The sequence below is a fragment of the Nostocoides australiense Ben110 genome, from assembly GCF_001050535.1.
GTDB classification, from domain to species: domain Bacteria; phylum Actinomycetota; class Actinomycetes; order Actinomycetales; family Dermatophilaceae; genus Nostocoides_A; species Nostocoides_A australiense.
Genome location: NZ_HG764815.1, coordinates 3,038,166 through 3,041,076, shown reverse-complemented (window position 1 = coordinate 3,041,076; position 2,911 = coordinate 3,038,166). Strand labels below are relative to the sequence as shown.

Genomic DNA, 2,911 nt, shown 5'->3' with positions numbered 1-2,911 from the left:
GGGGCGGCAGTCGGCGATCGTCCTCGTCGACGATCTCGACCAGGGCCTGGCCGTCGTCGATGCGTATGCCGCGGAGCACCTCGAGGTCATCACGGCCGACGCGCGGGAGCGGGCAGCCCGGGTGCGCAACGCGGGGGCGATCTTCGTCGGACCCTATGCGCCGGTCTCGCTCGGGGATTATGCGGCCGGGTCCAATCACGTGTTGCCGACGGGTGGGTGCGCGTGCCACTCCAGCGGTCTGTCGGTGCAGTCCTTCCTGCGCGGGATCCACGTCGTGGACTACACGCGCGAGGCGCTGGCCGAGGTCGCCGGGCACGTCGTGACGCTCGCCCAGGCCGAGGACCTTCCGGCGCACGGTGAGGCCGTGACGGCGCGCATCCCCGACGCCGCGGGAGCCTGAACCGATGGCTGAGCAGAGCCCGAGGAGCGGGCTGGGAGCACTCCTGCGCGAGGACCTGCGCGGCGAAACCGCATACGGTGCACCGCAATTGAGCGTGCGCGCCGCCCTGAACACCAACGAGAACTCCTACCCCGTCCCCGACGAGGTCGTCGCCGACATGCTCGCCGAGCTCGCTGCGGAACTCCCGGGGCTGAACCGCTATCCCGACCGCGAGTTCACAGCGCTCCGGGAGGCGCTCGCGGCATACCTCTCGCGCGGCGGCACGCCCGTGGAGGCGGGCCAGGTGTGGGCCGGCAACGGCTCCAACGAGGTCCTGCTGCACCTGCTGCAGGCGTTCGGCGGCACCGGGCGCCGGGCCATCGGGTTCACCCCGTCCTATTCGATGCACTCGATCATCGCCACCACCACGGCGACGCAGTGGATCGCGGGCAAACGCTCCGACGACCCGGCTCGGCTCTTCACGCTCGACCCGGAATCCGTTGCGGCGCAGATCGTCTCGGCCGACCCGAACATCGTGTTCATCTGCTCGCCCAACAACCCGACGGGGACGGCGGTCGGCCTCGACGTCGTCGAGGCGGCATATGCCGCGGCGCCGGGCGCGGTGGTCGTGGTCGACGAGGCGTATGGCGAGTTCGCCCGCGCCGGGACGCCGTCGGCGCTGACCTTGCTGGCCGGGCGCGAGCGGCTGGTCGTGACCCGCACGATGTCGAAGGCGTTCGCACTCGCCGGCGGGCGGCTCGGCTATCTGGCCGCCGATCCCGGCCTGGTCGACCTGCTGCGGCTGGTCCGGATGCCCTATCACCTCTCCACGCAGTCGCAGGCGGTCGCCCGGGCGGCGCTGCGGCACGCAGACCTGATGCTCTCGACGGTCGGCGTCGTCAAGGAGCAGCGCGACCGCCTCGTGACCGAACTGACCCGTCTCGGGTATGCACCGGTGCCCAGCGACGCGAACTTCGTGCTCTTCGGTGGCCTGGCCGACGCCGCCGTGACGTGGCAGGCGCTGCTCGACCGCGGCGTACTGGTGCGCGACGTCGGCATTCCCCACTATCTTCGGGTGACGGCCGGGACGCCGGAGGAGACCACCGACTTCCTCGAGGTTCTCGCCGCGCTCGGTCCCGAGCACCTGCTCGATCGAGGAGAGGCGAATTAGTATGGCGCGCAAGGCAACTCGCGCTCGACGGACGAGTGAGTCCAATGTCCGGGTGGTCGTCAACCTCGACGGCACCGGCACGTCCCGGATCACGACCGGCATCGGCTTCTATGACCACATGCTCGGCGCGCTCGCCAAGCACGCCCTGATCGACCTCGAGGTCGAGGCGACCGGCGATCTGCACATCGACGCTCACCACACCGTCGAGGACGTGGCGATCGTGTTGGGTGAGGCGCTGGGGGAGGCGCTGGGGGACAAGCAGGGGATCGCGCGCTTCGGCGACGCGACCGTCCCGCTCGACGAGGCGCTCGTCCAGGCAGTGGTCGACGTGGCCGGACGGCCTTACTGCGTGCACACAGGCGAGCCGGAGGGGCAGGCCTATGTCGTCATCGGCCAGCAGTATGTCGGCGCCCTCACCCGCCACTTCTTCGAGACCGTCGCCTTCCGTGCCCAGATCGCGCTGCACGTCCGCGTCCTGTCCGGGCGCGACCCGCACCACCTGGTCGAGGCCCAGTTCAAGGCGTTCGCGCGGGCCCTGCGGGCCGCCATCGCCCCGGACCCCCGGGTGACCGGCGTGCCCAGCACGAAGGGCAAGCTCTGACCCTCCATGCCTGACTCCGACGCCATCGCCGCAGGAGCCCTCGTGGGCAACCTGCTGCTGGTGCGCGCCCGGGCCGGCCAGGTCGGCGCCTGGGTGGGCAAAGGCCTGGTGGCAGCCCACGTCACCCCGCTCGGGGACTGGACGGCCGTGACGCCGGCGCGGGTGCAGGCCAACACCGCCCCGCCGTATGACGACGCCCGCACCACCCTCGCCGCCCGCCCGGTCAGCACCGCGCTGCGCCCGGCCATCGGGTTCTTCGTCCACGGCCGCCGGGGCATCGTCGTCGTCCAGCCCCAAGGCTGGCGGGCCGTCAAGCGGTGGCTGGTCTGGACCCCGGAGGATGGTCCGGTGCGGGCGCCCCGGTTGGCGAACGCGCGACCGGCGGATCTGGCGGCGGTCGCGGGGATCGGAGCGAGCGGCATACCGGCGGTCGTCGCGGCGGTGAAGTCAGCCCACGCGGCACCCATCCCGTGGCTCGCCGGCCTCCACGCCGCCCTGCACCTGCCCGGTCAGAGCCTGCTCACCGAGCCCGGCTCACCGCGCGGCGCCCTCGTCGAGCCGTCACCGAAGCGCGTGGCGGCCTTCGACCATCTGGCGCGCGAAGAGGCGGCCCACCGGGCCGAGGTCGTCGACGAGCCGCAGAATCCCGGGGAGCAGCAGTGAGTCGCAACAACGTCGTCGTCCTCGACTACGGCAGCGGCAATGTGCGCTCGGCCGTGCGCGCGCTCGAGCGGGTCGGCGCGAGCGTGGAACTGACCGC

4 protein-coding genes and 1 pseudogene are annotated in these 2,911 nt (G+C 72.0%); all 5 read left to right on the top strand.

Annotation, left to right across the window (positions count from 1 at the left end):
* Window positions 1-400: histidinol dehydrogenase (locus BN11_RS14655; RefSeq protein ID WP_048698857.1), on the top strand; the 400-nt coding region annotated here is incomplete at its 5' end.
* Window positions 401-404: 4 nt separating this feature from the next.
* On the top strand, window positions 405-1,550 hold the full coding sequence (locus BN11_RS14650; RefSeq protein ID WP_048698855.1) for a histidinol-phosphate transaminase: 1,146 nt from the start codon (window positions 405-407) through the stop codon (window positions 1,548-1,550).
* Window position 1,551: 1 nt separating this feature from the next.
* Window positions 1,552-2,151: an imidazoleglycerol-phosphate dehydratase HisB gene (gene hisB / locus BN11_RS14645; protein ID WP_048698853.1), complete on the top strand. Its 600-nt coding sequence runs from the start codon at window positions 1,552-1,554 to the stop codon at window positions 2,149-2,151.
* A gap of 6 nt (window positions 2,152-2,157) precedes the next feature.
* The gene (locus BN11_RS22870; RefSeq protein WP_048698850.1) at window positions 2,158-2,814 is read left to right on the top strand and encodes a hypothetical protein; all 657 of its coding nucleotides are present in this window, start codon (window positions 2,158-2,160) and stop codon (window positions 2,812-2,814) included.
* Window positions 2,811-2,911 (top strand): annotated as a pseudogene (locus BN11_RS23930) (imidazole glycerol phosphate synthase subunit HisH); the annotation flags it as partial. The gene BN11_RS22870 and the pseudogene BN11_RS23930, both read left to right, overlap by 4 nt.